This window comes from Drouetiella sp. (genome assembly GCF_059504425.1).
On record NZ_JCACIN010000097.1, the window covers coordinates 84330 to 102856 of the forward strand.

The following is an 18527-nucleotide window of genomic DNA, read 5'->3' on the forward strand; positions in this document are numbered from 1 at the left end:
GTCGTTGTGCTACGGGCTTATCTACTTTGGGCACAAATAACTTAAGACAGTCACAGTGTTTGGGTAGTCCTCAAAAGTCATTATGGCATTACGTAATTGAGTTAAGACGAGTTATTTTTTGAGCGCCGCGCTCAAAAAATAACTCATTGGGTCTAAGCGCGTAGCGCTATACCGGAATACCACGACTGTTTTTCGGACGAAAAGTTTTTAAGCAAAAAGTTTTTAGGTGAAGTCATGAATCGTCAGGTATGTAAGCGCTTATATCAATTGAGCCTTTGGGGTGGCGGAGCAGTGCTGGGCTTGGCGTTGGGAATGCCAGAGATTTGGGTGAGCAGCCTTACGCCTCCGGTACAGGCGCAGGGTGTAGCCCAGGAAATTGCTAGTCTGCGGCAGTCGGGCGATCGTTGGATTGAAGTTAATGTGACAACTCAACGCCTAGTTGCCTGGGAAGGTAACGTGCCCGTCTATGCCGTTATTGTCTCTACGGGTACCGACAAACACCCGACGCTAACGGGTACCTTCGCGATCGAAGATAAGCTGCGCGTCACCCGGATGCAGGGCGATGACTATGATGTGCCTGATGTCCCCTATACGATGTACTATGATGGCGGTTATGCGATCCATGGAGCCTACTGGCATCGGAACTTTGGCACTCCGGTCAGCCATGGCTGCGTCAATGTTGCCGTTGATCATGCGCGGTGGCTATTTAACTGGGCATCAGTGGGAACTCCGGTTGTCGTGCGTGACTAGCGCATGATTAACTGAGCTGCACCACGGGGAAGTTATCGATTAACGTTCGAGCAGTTAAAATATCTTCGACGGTAATTCTTAGAAAACGAGATTCATCAACTCGAAACAAGACCTTTACCCGATCGCTCCCTGGAAATCCTGGAGGGTCAAGTCGAGCGATCGTTTGTCCCTCGTTTTGTTCGTTTAGCGATTTCGCCACAGGTTTTTTACCTGCTGTTTTTCTAGTCACTAAACGATCGCCCTCAAAGTACACCTCAGTGGTATCCCCCTCTGTTCCTAGTTCACCCATCACCAGCTCAATCTTAGGCTGATTTTCTATAGAGGCACCCAGTCTCAGCTCAACCGGGTTGAGCATCGGGTAAGGCTGCCCTGGTTGGATAATGGGATGCCAAGCATGGCAATTATTGCGCCGATCCCAAAAGCGAATGCCGTAGCTGTGGTAGAGATAATCCTTTACCTCTATACCCTGACTAATTTGCAGTGCGCCCTGAGCGATCGCCTCAAAGGGTTTATCCGATCGAATCTTTTCAGTCGGGAAGTATTGCTCAATCCAGGTTTTGATTGCCGGAATTTGGGCGGTGCCGCCCACCAGCAGCACCGCATCAATATCATCAGCTGTCAGCCCTTGGCGCTGAGCTTGCTGCAACACCTGAGTCATGGATTCATCGAGGCGCTCGAAAAACTGATGAGTCTGGAGGATGGCGGTGAAGCGATCGCGGTCTAATTGCAGCTCATAGCTCTCGAAGGTTTCATCGTTAAAATAGATCTCTGTGGCTTGCGGCTGTTGAGAAAGCTGCACCTTCAGCCGTTCGGCAAGGCGCAATGTCAGCGGCGACACCTTTAGCCCCTGAGTTTGGGCAAAATAATCGACCAGCCAGTTATCAATGTCGGCTCCGCCCAAGTTTTGTCCTGCCTTTGCCAGCACACGCGCCAATTTCGGTCGCTGGGTCGAGTCCTCCAGGATTTTTTTGCCCCACTTTAGCAAAAATCCTACAGGCTTAGGGCTTGCCTGGGCCGAGCTTTCCAGCTTCACCAGCGACAAATCCAGCGTGCCGCCGCCAAAGTCCACAACCAGCAGCGTCCCCTGATGCTCTAATCCATAGCCCAATGCGGCAGCAGTTGGCTCATCTAGCATCCGCACCTGCTCAATCTGCAAAGACTTACAGAGTTGCGTCAGCCACAGCCGATAGGCTTCAAAGCTATCTACAGGTACCGTAAACACCAGGGAATCGAGGTTAGGATCAAGCGCCTGAAGCTCTTGAATCACGCTTCTCAAGAACCATTGCCCTGCCTGTTCAAACGTTACGGACTGTCCATCTAGTTCTGGTAAAAAGCCCTGAATTTCCGCACCAATGCCGCGCTTGACGTTACGGAAAAAGCGGGGAGTATTACTCAGATCGAGACCTCGATCGCGTACCTTCTGACCCGCAATCACTTCACCTTTCAGCGCATCCTCGACGTACAGCAAGCTCGGAATCAGAGGCGGATTGTTCCCCATTTTAATCGAGAGATTTCCCAGCGCTAGGGTTTCCGCCTGCTGCATGACTGGATTCCACCGTACCACTACCGTATTGCTTGTGCCAAAATCGATCGCGTAAACCATAGGCTTTAAGGTGCCAAATACTTATTCTGGAATTGTGTCGTCAAAACTTTATGCCGCCAAAACTTTATGCTGCCAAAACTTTGTATGAGGATCAGGCGGTTCAAATATTTTACCCGTCAAAGTTGGGGTTGAGCTGAGAGGTGGATACTGTTGGGGAATACTGTTGGGGAGTACTGTTGGGGAATGGCTAGGTCGGGATGGCTGGATGGCGAGTATTCTTATACCAATTCAACTTGATGAGGCGACGGATGATTTTCGAGAGCCGCGCAGAGCGCGGCTCTCGAAAATCATCCGCCCTGTTTGGGTCTTAAATTGGTATTATAAAAATAAATGTCACGTAGCTAGCAGAATTATTTGAAAGCCTGTTTTGCCGATCGCTTTTCGATCATAGTTAGAGCAGCATCCAAATAATCTGATTTAACCTAACTTGAGTGCCATGCAATTGCCCTCAACCTATACAGGAGGAGTCCAATGTCTACTTCAGATAAGCCCAATGAATCACTCCATAACGGTCTTGATGAAGAACCGCTGAGTGAGCAAGATCTGAACAAGATTGCAGGTGGTGAAGACGTTACTCACGATCGATCGCTTCATTCGGGAGTGCTACAGGGTTCCGCCAATACAAATTCCAACACTCTTGAACCTGGTCCTACCTTTCCAACTCCGCCTCATCCAGAAGACTTGTAGTGAACCTTGACGATCCAGTCAGGCAGTTTGCAGATTGAATGCTTTTGGCAGGATTGCGTCTTCTGCAAATGCCGCTGCTCTGCTGATTCAAGCGGTTTGCTCTCGTCCATTGCAGAAGCTGCTCGTCCCGATTAAATTAACCTGGACGAGCAGAATTGCCTTATCGCTGGGCTTTAGCAGCTAGCAGCGTCACCACATCAGCATGAGCCAGCACCACATCGGGATTGCGTTGCAATGCGGCATCGTACTTCATCGCAAACTCTGCTCCTAGCTCTTCTGGGGTGAGCAGCGTATGAACCTCTACAACAAGAGCAGCGATCGTCTCAGGCGTAATCGGCTCATCTGCATGGAGCAGCTCATCAATGCGCAAAATCTGTGCCGAGAGCGGGTGTAGCCAAGCAAACTGATCGTGACTAATCACGAGTTGCAACAGTTCGCCCCTGGAAACCTGCCCCCGCACCTGCTCGTAGGTCACTCGCTCTGTGTCTAGCAATAGCTTGTGCAGACGCAGCAGCTTCAGGCGGAGCTGACTCAAGAGCTGATGTTGATTAATCCGATGTTGCAGTGTATTAAGCATGGATATGTCCCATCCTTCCATTTCGGTAGTCGTCGATCGCTTGAATAATTTCGGCTTCAGTGTTCATCACAAAAGGGCCATAGCGTACTACAGGTTCATTGAGCGGTACACCTGCGATTAATAAGAGGTCGAGAGGGTGTTGAGCCTCAGCAGAATTGGCGATCGTCACTTCATTACCATCCTGCGCAAAGATCACCATCTGCCCATCCTCACCTGGCTCTTGCTCGGCACCAAACAAACCAGAGCCATCCAGCACATAGGCGAAGGCATTGTATTCTTTGGGCACAGGTTGAACGATCGTGGCACCGGGCTGGAGCGTGAAGTGCAGATAGACGATCGGCGTGCGCGTTTCAATCACCGCCGTTGCTCCCAGCGCTGCTCCTGCAATCACCCGCACGGTTACAGCACCATTCTCGGTTTGAGCTACCGGAATTTGAGCTGACGGAATTTCCTGGTAGCGGGGTGCCATCATTTTGTCCTGTTGGGGCAGATTAACCCAGAGCTGAATGCCGTGGAGTTTTCCACCCGTGCGGATAAATTCTGCCTCCGGCATTTCGGAATGGATGACTCCCGCCCCTGCGGTCATCCACTGCACGTCACCGGGATTAAGTAATCCAGCATGACCTTCCGAGTCCTTGTGTTCTAACCGTCCATCCAAGATGTAGCTGACCGTTTCAAAGCCCCGATGCGGATGATCTGGCGCACCTTTGGCTTGATCTGGTTTCAAATTGACAGGACCGAGTTCGTCTAGAAGCAGGAAGGGATCAAACTCTGAAAAGCTGCTTTTGGGGAAGGGACGACGCACCAGAAATCCTGCTCCCTCGATCGTCTCAACACTGTTAATGATCCCGGCAACGGTTCGGAGCGTTTGAGTTTGCACAGTCATGCTTCTCCTTAAAATTGGACAAATCTTTTTATGTCGCTTTGTCCTATATATGATTAATCCTATAGTAGCATAGAAGGATATGAATCTCAGAGGTAGAGCTTATCTCTCCTTTTGTTCGGTAAACCGTCTATGGCGCTACGCGCTTAGATCCCATGAGTTATTTTTTGAAAGCCCCGCTCCGCGGGGCTTTCAAAAAATAACTCGTCCTAACTCAATTACGTCATGCTATATGTCCCTCGCGTACATCATTCTTGGTCTTCTCCAGCAGCAGCAGCGGACAGGCTACGATCTCAAAACCGAATGCTTTAATCAGTGTATTTCCCATCTGTGGCAGGCCGATCAGGCGCAGATTTATCGCACGTTGGATAAACTGGAGGCGCAGGGTTGGGTGATCTGCACCATTGAGATCCAGCACGATCGCCCCAATCGCAAGGTTTTTCAGATTACAGAAACAGGTGAAGCAGAATTAATTCAGTGGCTCCAAACGCATCAGCCCTTGCCGATTTTGCGAGAGCCGCTGCTAGCGCAACTTTATTTTGCCGCGCAGTTGCCTAATGAGGCGATCGTCCATTTACTGGAGCAAGAGCTTGAAGCGCGACGCGGCAGGCTAGCTGAGTGTGGAGCAGTTGACGTTCCATCTTTGAATGATCCGGCAACATCGCGTGACCAGAGGCTGCACCGACTCGTGCTGGACTTAATGACACGACGAGAGCAGACCTATTTGGATTGGCTACAGGATGCCATAGAGATGGGGTTTTGATCTGAACCCTGTTGCCAGAATGCAGCATAGCATTGCGATCGCCTTACCCAACTTATGACAAAGTGGGGAGACAGAAAAATTCAGTGTTCTTCTGCCTCCCAGTCTTTCATCCCTTAGGGTACTGGAGGTTCAGAGGGCGGAACTACGGGTTCCGCTGGGGGGGGAGAGGGCACTACAGAAGGCTCAGCAGTGGGCGCAGAGGGCAATACAGAGGAAGGTTGGACGGGCGCTGGGGCTACAGAAGGCTGAGGTGTTGGTGGAGCCGCCAATTTTGACCACAGTACATAACCCAATAGCCCAGCAACTAGACCACTTACGCCCACCAATGCGGCTGTAAGTAGCCAAGAGGTGCTGCTGTCAGGTGTGATCAGAGTGGAAGAAGTAGGTCGGTTTACCTGACCATTTCCTTCAGCATAGCTTTCGGCATTTTGGTCGCCCCTCTCTCGATCGCTTGTGCCGTAGTTAGAGGAAGCCGAGTTGCGATCGAATTCCTCTAGCTGAGCTTCTAGCTGTTCCTGAGAGAGTTCAGAAGATTGTTGAGGAGAATCCTCATAAACATCCCAATCCACTTCAGCAACAGGTGAGCTATGAGTCTCTCGGCTCATCTCTGCTTCGTCATCTAGCGGGTCTGACCAGGGCTGATCAAACGTTGCCGCAATGCTGGTATCTTCATCGCTATAGACTTCTGGATCAAGTTCCAGAGAGAGATTGCCGATATCTTCATCTAGATCATTGTCTAGGGCATAGTCTAGGTTCTGTCCTGCTAGATCATCTTCTACCAAGCTCAAATCATCAAAACCCTGCATAGAGCCAATCTCTTCATCCCAATCAGGCAAACCTGTCAGGGACTCTTCAGCCTGATCTGCAGGCAATTCACTGGCTTCGGTCAAAGCGCTTTCTTGCAGAAAGTCGATCGTTTCTTCTGGAAATAGATCTTCAGGCGCATCGCTCTGGGATGGCATCAAGTCTTCCATAGACGAAGCCTGACGATCGCTCGGCTCAGATGCCTCAGGAAATAAGTTTTCTAAGGAAGAGTCGTTTGAATAATCGAGCAAGTCATCTGGCAGATTCAGGAAATTATCATCTAGCGCCAGATCATTGTCCAAATCATCGTCTGGTAAATGACGAAGTGATGAGCTTGTGGTGCGATCGCCCAGAAAGTCTAGGGGCAGATCCAGGTCAGCGTCTTCTGGAACGGCATCTGGTGATGTCTCTGAGGTCAACTCAATCGTTTGAGACAGCGGGTTTAGTCCTGGATCAGTTCCCAGATCGATATTGTCTAAGGGATCTTCGCTTAAAAACTCAATGCCCAAATCCTCAGATGAAGTCTCGTGGATTAAGCTTGCCAATGGCTCGTCGGGCAAGTTGTCTGAGAAATCAGAGAAGTCGGATAAATCAATATCTGCTGAAGCGGCTGAAGGTTCAATCTCTAGGGGCGTCTCCGGTGGGTTCTCAAATTGCTCGCTAAAGGAATCGTCCAGGAATTCTGCGGGTAGGCTGGCGATCGCGCTGTCAATTAACGCATCATCAATCAAGGCATCCTGCTCTAGGGATTCCACAGGATCGGAAGAAGTATTAACCTCTTCCTCCAAGTCATCCAGAGATAGAGTTGCTAAAGAATCAGTGTCATCCAAGAAAAATTCTTCGGATGAATCCTCTGAAAGGTCTTGAAAGAGCGAATCAGACTGTTCATCTAATGGGTTATCTGATAAGTCCAGAGAGAAATCTTCTGGCGCGATCGGCTCAAGTAAGTTTTCAGGAAATAGATCTTCAGGCGGTAAGTCCTCTGAAGGTAGGTCTAGAAGCACGGCATTTGGGTTGCTGAGCAGGTCTAGTTCGTCGGAGCGATCGGTTAAAGCATCCTCACTTGGCTCCAGCAGAAAATCGTTTTCCGCTCCAAATATTAAAGATTCTTCTGGCTGTCCAAAGAAATCAGCCTGTTCATCGGTTCCGGGTTCAACCGTACCGAACTCATAGGTGCCGCTGGCAGGCTCGTCCGACAAAAGAGGCTCCTCTTCTAATTCAAACGAAGAATCCTCCTGTTCTGCCCAAAGGCTATCAAGCTGCTCTTCAAGTAGAGGCAAGGGCAGGTCTCGCTGCGGGAGAGGCTCAGCAAACAGATCATCTACATCTAGAGCATCTGCATTCAGCTCTTCTATGGCAGACGAATCAGATGGATTTTGAGCGATCGGGTTTTCGATCGGATCTTCAATTGTCTCTCCAAACACATACTCGATCGGCACCTCGTTCAAGCCTTGCAGTTCTTCTGCAAAAAGATTGCTAGGAACACTCTGGGTTCGATCTGCCCCCTCTCCAGGATGGCTCACCTCTGGAGGCAATTCTGGAGAGAATTCTGAATCTAATTCCAGGTCTAGTTCAAGCAGCCCTTGTTCAAGCAGCCCTTGTTCAGGTAGATCTAATTCAGGTAGATCTGATTCAGGCAAATCTAGTTCAGGTAGATTTTGTTCAAGCAGGTCTAGTTCAAGTAGGTCTGGTTCAGGTAAATCTAGAGCATTCTCACGACTTTCCGCGAAAGTTTCTGGTGTAGCGGTTTCTGCAAAGATATCTTCGAGTTGGGACTCGCCGAATTGAGACTCGCCAAATTGGGACTCGCCTAATTGAGATTCGCCAAATTGGGACTCGCCAAATTGGGACTCGCCAAATTGGGACTCGCCAAATAGAGGCTCTGGCTCTTCCTCAGCGAATAGATCCACAATTGCCGCATCGATCGCAGACTCGTCTGGCACACCTACAGAAAAATCAGATGAATCTTCGCTTGCATCTTCGCTAAACAAATCCTCTAATGAGTCTTCTGAAAGCGTTATTTCGTCAACTTCGTTTTCGTCAAAGCTATTGATATCAGATATTGAAATGTCAGATATCAATAGGTCAGGCGTTGATATATCAGACGCAACGCTAGGCGAAGATGCAAACAGATCTGTAGCCAACTCATCTGACTCGTCACCTAGCTCTGGATTCAATGAGGGCAATTCTACGATCGCCTCATATGAATCATCTAGTGAATTACTGAGTGAATCATCTAGCGGATCATTCAGAAAAAGATCTGAGCTGTTTACAGGACTGGGTTCTGGCTCAGCGCCCAGATCATCAGCACCCAGATCAAAGGAATAGTCTGTTGAATCAGAGGAGGGTTCTAAAGCAAAATCCTGTTCACCAAACAGGTCGTTCATGTCGGCAGAGTCTATGTCAGGAGAGTCAATGTCAGCAGAATCAGCCAACAGATCCTGATTGACAGAATCGACGGACTCCATTGTTAGATCTTTGCCCGAAAACTCGCTAGAAAAACTTTGCGAATTTGATAAATCTTCTGCAAATAAGTCTTGAAATTCTTCTTCTGATATGGGTTCGTCAGTATCTAGAGAGAGATCGTAGTCTTGCGAAGATGCGGTAGATTGCTCCGCCCATAGGCTCTCAAGCTGAGTTTCTAGGTGCCGTTGTTGAGAATCGGCGCTGAGCAACTCTTGGGAGTTGAGCTGATCCTCAAAGTTTAATGCTTCAAAATCTAGCGCATCGGGTAAGGATTCTGGCAGCGTCTTTTCTTCAGTAGATTCGTTGAACGAGAGCGCTGAAGACTCTGACTCTGCCCCCAAATCTAGCGGCTCCTGCCCTGTGGGTTCCATCATCTCAAGAGAGGGTGCAGTCTGGAGATTGGGTAGAGCAGAATCGGGTAGGGCAGGATCAGGCAGGGCAGAATTGGGTAGAGTCGGAACGATCGCCAAATCTAGCTCCTGCATCCATGCTGGCAGCGTCGCCCCTGTTTGCTGACCCACAATGCGAATCAGCCGAACAGATTCAACGCCTAGGTTGGCAATCCCCTTCTGGACAAATGCCGTCAACGCTTCGCGGCTAGGAACCCTTTCTGCCTCCAGAACAACCTCCAGCAAGTCATCCTGACGCTCGACGGTGGCAGTCATACCGCGCGGCTGAAGCGATTGATTCATCAGAGCGGCGATCGCCTGTGGATCTCCCTGTCGGGCAAGTTCTAAAATATGTGGCTGTGTCATAACTCTATTTAGCTCGTCAACTGTTTTGCTCTACAATCTTGGCATTGGCTTGTTTTGCTCCCCTTTAGCGCTGGCTTAGGTCAGCTCCCTGATAGGCATCTGATATTTATCATTGATATCTAGCTTGTAGATATCAGAGGGGTGAATATCGCGATCGCAAATGTTCAGTTCATCGGCAGCTTTTGGTCTAAGCCTAATCATCAGCCCGATACAGATTAGTCTGATTAGAGGTACCTCTAATATTAGGTGTCCTTAATATAGGTCAGCTCGGCTCAAGTAGGTCGCCTTAATGCAGGTCACCTTAATACAAGTTAGCTCGATATAGGTTAGCTCGATATTGGTCAGCCTGATACACCTAGTTTGCCCATTAGTTCTTTAATACTTTGTTTTACATCCCTCTCCTGTTTGTTCAGTGATTTGTCCGACCGTTCGCTCAGTCTCTTATTTCTTACGTTCTTATGAGTATTGGTTATCTTGCCCTCGTTCTTCATGCCCATCTGCCCTTTGTCAGACATCCAGAAAGTGATTACGTTCTGGAAGAGGAGTGGCTGTTCGAGGCAATTATAGAAACCTATATCCCCTTGCTTCATGTCTTTGAAGGACTCAAGCAAGACGGGGTTGACTTTAAGATAACCATGAGCATGACTCCCCCACTGGTGTCCATGCTGCGCGACCCTTTGCTTCAAGATCGGTTCGATTGCTATTTAGCTCAGCTTCAGGAGCTAACCGAGAGAGAAATTGATCACAATGCTCAAAATGGGCACCTCCGGTATCTGGCAGAATTTTATGCTGCTGAGTCTAGCAAGGTTCGGCAAACTTGGGAGCGCCATCAGCGAGATCTAGTGGGAGCCTTCAAGCAATTTCAGGACAGCAACAACCTGGAAATTATTACCTGCGGTGCTACCCATGGATACTTTCCCTTGATGAAAATGTACCCACAGGCGGTCTGGGCACAAATCCAGGTTGCCTGTGAGCACTATGAAGAAAACTTTGGTCGTCCGCCTGTAGGCATGTGGCTGCCCGAATGCGCCTACTATGATGGCGTGGAGCGCTTAATCGCCGATGCAGGCATCCGCTACTTTCTCACGGATGGTCATGGGGTACTATATGCCCGCCCTCGTCCCCGATTTGGCACCTATTCTCCCATCTTCACCGAAACCGGCGTTGCTGTCTTCGGGCGCGATCAGGAGTCTTCGCAGCAGGTGTGGTCGTCAGAGGTGGGATATCCCGGCGCACCGGAATACCGTGAGTTTTACCGCGATCTGGGCTGGGATGCAGAGTATGAGTACATCAAGCCTTACGTAATGCCTAACGGACAGCGCAAGAATACGGGCATCAAATACCACAAAATTACGGGTAAAGGGCTGAGCCTAAGCGAAAAGAATCTTTATGATCCCTACTGGGCAAAAGAGAAGGCTGCCGAGCACGCTGAAGACTTTATGCGAAATCGGGTGCAGCAGGTCGAGCATCTTCACAACATTATGCAGCGTCCGCCGCTAATTGTTTCGCCCTACGACGCGGAGCTGTTTGGTCACTGGTGGTACGAGGGCCCGTGGTTTATTGACTACCTGTTCCGCAAAACCTGGTTTGACCAAGGCACTTTTGAGATGACGCACTTAGCAGATTATCTGCAAAAGCATCCGATGCAGCAGGTTTGCCGTCCGGCACAGTCGAGTTGGGGCTTTCGAGGCTTCCATGAGTATTGGCTCAACGAGACAAATTCCTGGATCTATCCGCATTTGCACAAGGCAGCAGAGCGGATGATTGAGCTTGCCAAGCGTGAACCTGTGGATGAGCTAGAGTGGCGATCGCTCAACCAAGCCGCCCGTGAGCTGCTGCTGGCACAATCTTCTGACTGGGCGTTTATCATGCGGACGGGCACTATGGTTCCTTATGCCGTGCGCCGGACGCGATCGCACCTTCAGCGGTTCAACAAGCTCTGGGAAGATATTTTGCAGGGGAAAATTGATTCGGGATGGCTAGAGAAAGTCGAGGCGATCGATAATGTTTTTCCTAGCATTAATTACCGGGTTTACCGACCCTTGTAGCCCTTGGCATCAAAGTAACGGAACAGCCAGAATGAAAGCAAGTCGCTTGGGCAATTTACGCTAGAGGGTGAACCATGCATCTTTTGCCAATCGTTTTAGTCGCTGTTCCAGTCGCTTGGGGAATTGCAGCCTCCTGCCGCGATCTGCTGAAAGTTCGCAGTACTGGCTGGAATTCGCAACCCGGTCAACCATCTGAAATCTTGCCCAGTGCCACAGTGGAGACGCTAGGCTACATTGACCCAGGTGCAGATCTTAAATCTGCGGTTCATGCGGTCAGCAAGGGCGTCCATACGGCAGAGGTTGGGTTTGGATCAGCGATCGAACAGATAGGGCACTTCCTCCACCATTAGCGCCAGGTAGATTGGTAGCACAGTGTGGCGGTTGATGTGATGGTCAATTATCCGCGATCAGCCGCCACACTGCTCAAGCCAAATGCCGCTGGAAAAACGCCAGGGTCATTGCCCAGGCTTCATCTGAAGCAGCAGAGTTATAGTTATCCCGGCGATCGCTAAAAAATCCGTGGTCTGCATCAGGAAACACGTTAATGGCGTAGCGCTTTTTATTTGTAGACAGCGACAGCGCTATCCGCTCATGTTCGTCAGGGGCGATCGACTGATCGTTTGCGCCGTACATCAGCATGATGGGCGACTGGATCGCAGGCGTGAGATCAAGCAGCGCTTTACGTCCTAACGGATCAGGATTTGCTGCAATGCCGCCGCCATAGAAGGAGACACCTGCCTTAAGTTTGTCGGCGTGGGTGGCGCTTGCCAAGTAGACAAAGCGCCCGCCCATGCAAAAGCCGATCGTGCCGACCGCACCGGGCTTGACTTCCATACGACTCGCCAAAAACTCTAGCCCTTTGCCAAACTCCGTCATAACGGTGTCGTCCTTCAGGGTTTTGAGTTTGGCAACTGCGGCAGAAACGTTCGTGTACTCAAACGTATCGCCATAGTAGAAGTCAGGGGCGAGGGCAGCGTATCCGGCTTGCGCGAGGCGATCGCATACGCTCTTGACGTAGGCATTCAGCCCAAAGGCTTCCATGATTACTACTACAGCTGGGTGGGCAACCGTGCCGCTGGGGTGAACATAGTAGCCTTTGAGATCACCCGCCAGCGTCACCATTGCTCCGGGCGTTGTGGGCATAGCGGCGATCGCTTGACCCTCTGCTCTGGTGAGCAGAGTCGCGGCAGCAATGCCAGAGGAAGCCATCAACAGGTCACGTCTTTTCATAAAATCAGGAGGGTAGCGGTCGATGATAATTCTACCGCTAAGGCTTGTTCGTCAACAAATCTTCATGGCTCTGAAGTCGAGCCTATTTGTCGGCTTTGGGCTTTCCATCCGAGTCAATGACCACGACGATGACGCGATCGTTAGATTTTGGAGGTGAATCTTTGGGCTTCTCTTTTTCAAGGAGAGGAGCACAAAACATTGCAGCAAAACCAAGAAGCAGTAATTCCATAATTGGGAGCCATCCTGTAGAAAAATTTGGTTAAAACAGCGTGAACTGAGACCCCTTGCACAAATGCAAATGGATCATCCGAACCATGGATTCTGAGATGCAAAAATTTGTCCACTCCAAAAAATAGTGGAACCTCTAAGACCAGTCTCTACAAGTCCAAATCCTGTAAGCTCAGGAGCCTACTCTAAAATTGCACTTCTGGCACCTGCTTGATATCTCTGATGGATATCACAAAAAGGATATCATGGAGTAATATCAAAATACAAGCTTACTTTAATTGAACTTTGCTGAGGGGTTATCCCAAAGAGCTACATATTTTCACTTAACTCAGTATACGCAAAGGTTCTTGAGTATAAATTTTACGAATTTTAAGCTTGCATCTAAGTGAAAGTGGTGACAACATCCTTTTATTTCGCACATATTTCTAGGGTCTACGCAGATTTGTCATGTGCCATGTGGTGCAAAAGCACTAAAGCGATCGCCCGAAATTCGTAAATTTAGATACTTGGATGTTCCAGCCCATGCTTTAGTCTCAGGCTAGAGGGGTCAATTCAACTCAGCTCGATTCGGCAACTGCTACAATCCATCTAATCTGCTAGGTTACACTCGTTTCAAACTCGCTGTTTGATTTTCCATGACTGACACTATCCTTGATGTTCGCAACCTCCAGGTACAGTTCCAGAGCGGCGATCGCTTCATCACAGCCGTGGATGGCATTTCGTTTCAGGTGCAGCGCGGACAGACGTTAGGCATTGTGGGCGAATCGGGATCGGGCAAGTCGGTAACTTCGCTCGCGGTCATGGGTTTGGTGCCCAATCCCCCCGGCAAGGTGACAGAGGGAGAAATCTGGTTTCGCGGACTGGATGGCGGTGATGAAGCGGTGGACTTGCGATCGCTCTCGTCGCTGCAAATGCAGCGATATCGGGGCGGCAAGGTTTCTATGATTTTTCAAGAGCCACTGAGTTCGCTGAATCCGGTTTACACCTGCGGCTTTCAGCTCACCGAAGCTCTACGGCAGCACCAGCCCAATATTTCTCCGGCCGAGGCGCGGCGACGAGCCATTAATCTGCTTCAAGAGGTAAAGCTGTTGCCTAGCGATCAGGTGCTTCAGCAAGATGCCCTTGAAGCCTGGAGTAAGGAGTCTGCTCGACCAAAATCTGATTTGACCCCTGAGCCGCCCTCTGAAAAACAAATTATGCAGTGGGTGAACCAGCGGAAACAAGCGATTTTAGAGCGCTATCCCCACGAGCTTTCGGGTGGTCAGATTCAGCGGGTGATGATTGCCATGGCGATCTCCTGCAATCCGTCTCTGCTGATTGCCGACGAGCCAACGACGGCGCTAGACGTGACCGTGCAAGCCACCATCTTGGATCTGCTGCGAGAACTGCGCGATCGCCGGGGCATGTCGATCATGTTCATTACCCATGACCTAGGCATCATTGCCGAAATTGCCGACTCGGTGGCGGTAATGTATCAGGGAAAAATTGTTGAATATGGCTCGGTGTGGCAAATCTTCTCAAATCCACAGCACCCCTACACAAAAGGTCTGCTAGCCTGTCGCCCTCAGCCTGGACATCGCATGAAATATCTGCCCACTGTCTCAGACTTTATGGAGGTTGTAGATACGCCAACGGGCGAGCCATTGATCCGCGAACGGCAGATGAATTCTGAGCAAGTGATGCGTTTTAGTACAGAAATTAGCTTAGAAGAGGTGTCTCAACGCTTGACGGAATTGGGGCAACAGGCGCCACTGCTGTCGGTTGAACATTTGCAAGTGCGCTATCCGGTACGCGGCGTGTTTGGGCAGACGCAGCGCTATGTAATGGCAGTCAATGATGTCAGCTTTCAGGTGTTTCCGGGCGAAACCCTAGGGCTAGTAGGAGAATCAGGCTGTGGCAAAACCACGCTGGCACGCACCTTGATCCGGCTGATCAGACCTTCTGCGGGCAAGATTCTGTTTAATAACGTCGATGTCGCTCAGCTTCCTACTGCCCAAATGAATCGCTTTCGGCGCGAGATCCAGATTATCTTTCAAGATCCGTTTAGTTCGCTCGATCCGCGTATGTCGATTGGGGCTGCGGTCATGGAGCCGCTGAAAATTCATGGCGTGGGCAATAGCCGCCGCAACCGTCAAGAGCGGGTCGCCTATCTGCTAGAACGCGTTGGTCTGGAGGCAACCTGTGCCAATCGCTATCCTCACGAATTTTCGGGGGGGCAGCGGCAGCGGGTTTGTATTGCACGGGCATTGGCGCTGAATCCTAAGTTTATTATTTGCGATGAGTCGGTGTCGGCGCTAGATGTCTCGGTGCAGGCGCAGGTGCTAAATCTGCTGAAGGAGTTGCAAGAAGAGTTTAAGCTGACCTATATCTTTATTTCCCATGATTTGAGTGTCGTCAAGTTTATGAGCGATCGCATCATGGTGATGAATCGGGGCAAGGTCGAGGAAATTGGCACGGCTGAGCGCATCTACCGCGAACCGCAGCAGGCTTACACTCGGCAGTTAATTAATGCGATTCCGCTGGGCAGCCTGGAGGTAATCCGCGATCGTCAGGCTCAGCGAGGCTTGGCAGTGAATTGAGCAGCTATGGCGGTCGCCAGTTTACCTAGGACATTTTAGGGTGGGGCGCTTTGCGCCCCACCCTAAAATGTCCTAAACCTAGCCGCCTTGGCGGTTGCTCTATTCTGAGAGTGCTCTCATTGAACCCTCATGCAGGGAATCATGAATCTACAGAGCAATCTCACCCCTAGCAATGCCTATGCCGATCGCCAGCCCAATGCATCCCAAAAAGGTGACTGCCATAATAAATAGAGCGAAGATTTCCCCGGCAGAAAGCGGGCGATCGGTGGGATCGAGGTAGGCTGAGGAGCGATATTTGCGCGATTCAAGCAGAGATTCAGAGAACGGACGATTGAGATCCCTGGGCGGCTGAATCACTGAGTAGCGCGAGTAGCCAATTTTCAAGTCGTAAGCAAGCCGTCGTTCAGGATTGCTCAGCGCCGCATAGGCTTCGTTGAGCTGCTGAAATTTTGCGGTGGCGATCGCGGCAGGTAAGCTCGTTGTATCTGGATGGTACTGCTTACTCAGCTCTCGGTAGGTCTGCCTGATTTGCTGCACCGATGCAGAAGGGTGCAAACTTAGCAAGTCGTAGTAGGTCAAGTTGTAAGTTGACTCTGCCCCCCCTTCAGCCATCGATCTCTCCCAGAAATACTCAGACTCAAAGTTTCTTTAGACCCAGTCCTAAGCTATCTCAAAACAATACTCTAAGTCAGAGCGGGTCAGGCGAATTTGAGCCAAGGTGAAGACCACAGGAATAACTCGCCCATAGTTGGTGGCGATCGCTCTCCAGCCTAAATCGGTGAAAAACCATACCCACATGGCGGGCCCCAAAACGGCAAGTACGCTGCGAGTTGCCCCATAGCGTGCCGCGCTAGTCGCCATGGCGCGGCTGGCAGTCTGTAAAGCTGCCTGACTCTGAATCTGCGTAGCAACCGTTGCACCACCCTGCAAAACTGCCTGTCTGGCAACCTGATAGGTGGCTGCATGGAGGGCAAACTGACGGGCAACCAGCTGTAGTATGAGCGGACGAATCACCGAACTCATCGCTAAAGCTCCACCCCCCTTCAACAAAAAGCTGACCGGATCGTTATGAGGTGCAGCAGGCATTTGCTGCGCTAAATGAGATTCTGAAATGGTCTGCTGAAGCTGATTCTCAAGAGTTTTCTGTTCTTTGAGGGGTAACTGCTGCCATGCTCGGTTGAGTAGATGTAAAAAGACTTCAGCTTCCAGATCTTCTGCCGAGTAGCTGGAGGCGTAGGGAATTCTTAGGTAGCGACACACCTGAACTAGCACTTGTCTGTAGCTAATTTGATGAGTTTTACCCAATAGAATGGTCATGCCATCTGCGCCCAAAAAGCGAAATCGCTCTTCAATAGAGGCGATCTGCACCTGACGGTCTTGACTCTGAATTTCGATCGGTTCAGGGGTGTAAAGATAGTCCAGGGGATTGAATTTTCGGCGAAACAAGATGTCTGTTAGCGTTTGCAGTTCGTCATCTGTTGCTAGCTCAAGCGCTACTCTCAGCTCTTCCAAGGCACATCCCTCCACCGCGTTATATTCACGCCCCGATGTCTAATATTCTACTGAATGTGTCAAGAGAATGTGCAAAGGTGTTCTGAGTGAAGCAATATCTTGGGTGAGAAATCTTAGGTGGATAAAGTCAGAGGAGAACCATGTTTGACGTGGCTGTAGTCGGCGCAGGAATGGCAGGTCTGATCTGCGCTCAGCGCCTTCAGCATCGGGGATATCAGGTAGTTGTTTTGGAGAAATCACGCGGATTAGGGGGGCGAGTCGCGACTCGGCGATTGCAGGACACCTGGGCTGATCATGGGCTACGTTGTCTAGAAGATCAGGGGATATTTTCTCAGGCTCTCGTGCAGAAGCTGTTTGAGCAAGGCGTAATTCATCTGTGGACAGACATCATTCATACAGCAGACGGCGGTAAGCTCCAGGAATCCGAACGCCATCCTCGTTATGTGGCGGCTGACGGCATTACGGCGATCGCCAAATTTTTGGCAACCGGACTAGAGATTTGTCGAGGTCAGCGGGTTCAGGCGATCGCTCCTACATCCGCACAAACTTGGGCTTTGACCCTGGAAGCAGCGGATTGGGCAACAGCTCTAACCGAAACCACCATCGCCAAAAGCCTGGTGCTGGCTATTCCCGCACCCCAGGCCGTGCCGCTGCTAGAGCCATTTGCCAATCAGATGCCCGATCTATTGGCGGCAGTGCGCTCGGTCGAGTTTGCTCCCTGCATTACAGCGATCGCTACCTATGCGCCTCAGCAAGTTAAGCTAGCAGATATTTCTTGGAAAGCTGCAGGTTCCGAGACTTCAGATCTAGCTTGGATAGGATTGGAAACTAGCAAGCATCCTGAAAGCGCCAAGCCCGTTATTGTGGCTCAGAGCAGCGCCCAGTTTGCCGATCGCCACTTAGAATCAACCGATCTAAAATCAGTGGGTCAGCAGCTTTTGAAGACGGCACAAGATCTGATGGGGCAAGATTTGCTGCCTTGGCTCAGTCACCCAGAAGACTTGCAGGTGCATCGCTGGCGCTACGGATTTGTGGCGCAGCCGATCGCCGACTTTTGCCTCAGCACAAAACAGCCCCTGCCCTTAGTTTGTAGCGGCGACTGGTGCGGCGGCAACCAGCTTGAAAGTGCCCTGCAATCGGGCTGGACGGCAGCAGAGCAGACCGCAATTTTGCTACAGGAGAAGGGGATTTTTGGAGGCGATCGCTCAGGGAGTTTTGGAGACCTGCTGAACTCCTTGTCTCTTGTGTAAAAAAGGAGACATAGCGACCGCCAAGGCAGTTTGCTGAGGAAAGTTTGGGTGGGGCGCTTCGCCCCACCCAAACTTTCCTCAGCAAACTGGCGACAGCCCTACCTAAAAAAGCCGATAGTAAAACCACTATCGACTTTTTTACATTTCTATACGCAGATTTCTACACCGAGATTTCTACTTTTGAGTCTCTAGCAAGACTACTCAGCGGCTTCAGCCCCATCTTGGCTCATGTTGTCGCTGTTCTCGTCTTCTTGGGCATTGCCACCACTGCCATAGCGCCGCTTGCCAAATCGACCGACGTTCGTGCGCTTGCGGAATTTGCGAGCATAAGCCTGGTTACGGAGCGCTTTTTCTTTCTTTTGGTTGCGGCGTTTAGCCATTCTGAACCTCTT

16 protein-coding genes are annotated in these 18527 nt (G+C 50.4%); 7 read left to right on the plus strand and 9 right to left on the minus strand.

The window, feature by feature from the left end; translation table 11 throughout:
* Window positions 1-234: 234 nt before the first annotated feature.
* Window positions 235-750 carry a L,D-transpeptidase gene (locus AC5JMP_RS22940; RefSeq protein WP_495853822.1) on the plus strand — a complete coding sequence of 172 codons (516 nt, stop codon included), beginning with the start codon at window positions 235-237 and terminating at the stop codon, window positions 748-750.
* Window positions 751-757: 7 nt separating this feature from the next.
* Here AC5JMP_RS22940 and AC5JMP_RS22945 read toward each other — a convergent pair whose 3' ends face one another.
* Entirely contained in the window at window positions 758-2353 is a 1596-nt protein-coding gene (locus tag AC5JMP_RS22945) for an Hsp70 family protein (RefSeq protein WP_495853823.1), read from the minus strand.
* Window positions 2354-2824: 471 nt separating this feature from the next.
* On the opposite strand from AC5JMP_RS22945, the gene AC5JMP_RS22950 reads away from it, so the two are divergent.
* Window positions 2825-3040 carry a hypothetical protein gene (locus AC5JMP_RS22950; RefSeq protein WP_495853824.1) on the plus strand — a complete coding sequence of 72 codons (216 nt, stop codon included), beginning with the start codon at window positions 2825-2827 and terminating at the stop codon, window positions 3038-3040.
* A 160-nt stretch (window positions 3041-3200) separates the two neighbouring features.
* Here AC5JMP_RS22950 and AC5JMP_RS22955 read toward each other — a convergent pair whose 3' ends face one another.
* Both AC5JMP_RS22955 and AC5JMP_RS22960 read right to left on the minus strand, forming a co-directional pair.
* On the minus strand, window positions 3201-3617 hold the full coding sequence (locus tag AC5JMP_RS22955) for a hypothetical protein (RefSeq protein ID WP_495853825.1): 417 nt from the start codon (window positions 3615-3617) through the stop codon (window positions 3201-3203).
* Window positions 3610-4503 carry a pirin family protein gene (locus tag AC5JMP_RS22960; RefSeq protein ID WP_495853826.1) on the minus strand — a complete coding sequence of 298 codons (894 nt, stop codon included), beginning with the start codon at window positions 4501-4503 and terminating at the stop codon, window positions 3610-3612. Before AC5JMP_RS22960 ends, AC5JMP_RS22955 begins: the two co-directional genes overlap by 8 nt.
* Before the next feature lie 229 nt (window positions 4504-4732).
* Here AC5JMP_RS22960 and AC5JMP_RS22965 point away from each other — a divergent pair, with 229 nt between their 5' ends.
* A complete protein-coding gene (locus AC5JMP_RS22965) occupies window positions 4733-5263 on the plus strand; it encodes a PadR family transcriptional regulator (RefSeq protein ID WP_495853827.1) in 531 nt (176 codons plus the stop codon).
* A 113-nt stretch (window positions 5264-5376) separates the two neighbouring features.
* Here AC5JMP_RS22965 and AC5JMP_RS22970 read toward each other — a convergent pair whose 3' ends face one another.
* Complete coding sequence (locus AC5JMP_RS22970) at window positions 5377-9288, minus strand: hypothetical protein (RefSeq protein WP_495853828.1); 3912 nt, start codon at window positions 9286-9288, stop codon at window positions 5377-5379.
* A gap of 458 nt (window positions 9289-9746) precedes the next feature.
* Here AC5JMP_RS22970 and AC5JMP_RS22975 point away from each other — a divergent pair, with 458 nt between their 5' ends.
* Together AC5JMP_RS22975 and AC5JMP_RS22980 are read left to right on the plus strand one after the other, a co-directional pair.
* Entirely contained in the window at window positions 9747-11336 is a 1590-nt protein-coding gene (locus tag AC5JMP_RS22975; protein WP_495853829.1) for a glycoside hydrolase family 57 protein, read from the plus strand.
* Window positions 11337-11410: 74 nt separating this feature from the next.
* The gene (locus tag AC5JMP_RS22980; protein WP_495853830.1) at window positions 11411-11686 is read left to right on the plus strand and encodes a hypothetical protein; all 276 of its coding nucleotides are present in this window, start codon (window positions 11411-11413) and stop codon (window positions 11684-11686) included.
* A gap of 73 nt (window positions 11687-11759) precedes the next feature.
* On the opposite strand, the gene AC5JMP_RS22985 is transcribed toward AC5JMP_RS22980, so the two are convergent.
* Both AC5JMP_RS22985 and AC5JMP_RS22990 read right to left on the minus strand, forming a co-directional pair.
* Entirely contained in the window at window positions 11760-12566 is an 807-nt protein-coding gene (locus AC5JMP_RS22985; RefSeq protein ID WP_495853831.1) for a dienelactone hydrolase family protein, read from the minus strand.
* Between the two features lie 82 nt (window positions 12567-12648).
* Window positions 12649-12795, minus strand: coding sequence for a hypothetical protein (locus tag AC5JMP_RS22990; protein WP_495853832.1), 147 nt, complete (start codon window positions 12793-12795; stop codon window positions 12649-12651).
* A gap of 634 nt (window positions 12796-13429) precedes the next feature.
* Here AC5JMP_RS22990 and AC5JMP_RS22995 point away from each other — a divergent pair.
* Complete coding sequence (locus AC5JMP_RS22995) at window positions 13430-15373, plus strand: ABC transporter ATP-binding protein (protein WP_495853833.1); 1944 nt, start codon at window positions 13430-13432, stop codon at window positions 15371-15373.
* A 147-nt stretch (window positions 15374-15520) separates the two neighbouring features.
* Here AC5JMP_RS22995 and AC5JMP_RS23000 read toward each other — a convergent pair whose 3' ends face one another.
* Window positions 15521-15985 (minus strand): J domain-containing protein, encoded by a 465-nt coding sequence (locus tag AC5JMP_RS23000; protein WP_495853834.1) that lies wholly within the window; start codon window positions 15983-15985, stop codon window positions 15521-15523.
* 48 nt (window positions 15986-16033) lie between these two features.
* Window positions 16034-16885 (minus strand): YaaW family protein, encoded by an 852-nt coding sequence (locus tag AC5JMP_RS23005; RefSeq protein WP_495853835.1) that lies wholly within the window; start codon window positions 16883-16885, stop codon window positions 16034-16036.
* Window positions 16886-17025: 140 nt separating this feature from the next.
* On the opposite strand from AC5JMP_RS23005, the gene AC5JMP_RS23010 reads away from it, so the two are divergent.
* Window positions 17026-18135 (plus strand): NAD(P)/FAD-dependent oxidoreductase, encoded by a 1110-nt coding sequence (locus tag AC5JMP_RS23010; protein WP_495853836.1) that lies wholly within the window; start codon window positions 17026-17028, stop codon window positions 18133-18135.
* Window positions 18136-18332: 197 nt separating this feature from the next.
* Here AC5JMP_RS23010 and AC5JMP_RS23015 read toward each other — a convergent pair whose 3' ends face one another.
* On the minus strand, window positions 18333-18515 hold the full coding sequence (locus tag AC5JMP_RS23015; RefSeq protein ID WP_495853837.1) for a hypothetical protein: 183 nt from the start codon (window positions 18513-18515) through the stop codon (window positions 18333-18335).
* Window positions 18516-18527 lie beyond the last annotated feature (12 nt).

Bases quoted from the DNA above. Each gene is read 5' to 3' on its own strand.
- AC5JMP_RS22995 (WP_495853833.1), top strand. From the start codon at position 13,430: ATGACTGACACTATCCTTGATGTTCGCAACCTCCAGGTACAGTTCCAG.
- AC5JMP_RS22960 (WP_495853826.1), bottom strand. From the start codon at position 4,503: ATGACTGTGCAAACTCAAACGCTCCGAACCGTTGCCGGGATCATTAAC.
- AC5JMP_RS22985 (WP_495853831.1), bottom strand. From the start codon at position 12,566: ATGAAAAGACGTGACCTGTTGATGGCTTCCTCTGGCATTGCTGCCGCG.
- AC5JMP_RS23010 (WP_495853836.1), top strand. From the start codon at position 17,026: ATGTTTGACGTGGCTGTAGTCGGCGCAGGAATGGCAGGTCTGATCTGC.
- AC5JMP_RS22955 (WP_495853825.1), bottom strand. From the start codon at position 3,617: ATGCTTAATACACTGCAACATCGGATTAATCAACATCAGCTCTTGAGT.
- AC5JMP_RS22975 (WP_495853829.1), top strand. From the start codon at position 9,747: ATGAGTATTGGTTATCTTGCCCTCGTTCTTCATGCCCATCTGCCCTTT.
- AC5JMP_RS22970 (WP_495853828.1), bottom strand. From the start codon at position 9,288: ATGACACAGCCACATATTTTAGAACTTGCCCGACAGGGAGATCCACAG.
- AC5JMP_RS22940 (WP_495853822.1), top strand. From the start codon at position 235: ATGAATCGTCAGGTATGTAAGCGCTTATATCAATTGAGCCTTTGGGGT.
- AC5JMP_RS22945 (WP_495853823.1), bottom strand. From the start codon at position 2,353: ATGGTTTACGCGATCGATTTTGGCACAAGCAATACGGTAGTGGTACGG.
- AC5JMP_RS22980 (WP_495853830.1), top strand. From the start codon at position 11,411: ATGCATCTTTTGCCAATCGTTTTAGTCGCTGTTCCAGTCGCTTGGGGA.
- AC5JMP_RS22950 (WP_495853824.1), top strand. From the start codon at position 2,825: ATGTCTACTTCAGATAAGCCCAATGAATCACTCCATAACGGTCTTGAT.
- AC5JMP_RS23000 (WP_495853834.1), bottom strand. From the start codon at position 15,985: ATGGCTGAAGGGGGGGCAGAGTCAACTTACAACTTGACCTACTACGAC.
- AC5JMP_RS22965 (WP_495853827.1), top strand. From the start codon at position 4,733: ATGTCCCTCGCGTACATCATTCTTGGTCTTCTCCAGCAGCAGCAGCGG.
- AC5JMP_RS22990 (WP_495853832.1), bottom strand. From the start codon at position 12,795: ATGGAATTACTGCTTCTTGGTTTTGCTGCAATGTTTTGTGCTCCTCTC.
- AC5JMP_RS23015 (WP_495853837.1), bottom strand. From the start codon at position 18,515: ATGGCTAAACGCCGCAACCAAAAGAAAGAAAAAGCGCTCCGTAACCAG.